Source organism: Siphonobacter sp. BAB-5385 (genome assembly GCF_002261125.1).
Lineage (GTDB): Bacteria > Bacteroidota > Bacteroidia > Cytophagales > Spirosomataceae > Siphonobacter.
Window position 1 is genome coordinate 1 of record NZ_NMPS01000165.1, and the last position, 229, is coordinate 229.

General features: G+C 46.7%; 1 protein-coding gene. It reads right to left on the reverse strand.

What is annotated here, in order from left to right:
* A partial coding sequence (locus BWI93_RS16490) for an insulinase family protein (RefSeq protein WP_141217485.1) occupies window positions 1-229 on the reverse strand: 229 nt, incomplete at both ends.

Below are 229 nucleotides of genomic sequence, written 5' to 3' on the forward strand. Positions count from 1 at the left end.
TTCGTCCAGGGTCAGATCGTGTGACCAGTCTTCCAAGATATCGAAGGCTCGTAAGAATACTTTCATCGAATCTGTCGGTACCGGTAGGAAATAGACGGTCTGCTCCTGATTCGTGAAAGCGTTGAGATCATCGCCAAACTTGATACCATTCGACTGAAGAAAGCTGACGAGTTCATTCTTCGGAAAACTTTTAGTGCCGTTAAAGGCCATGTGCTCGGTAAAGTGAGCC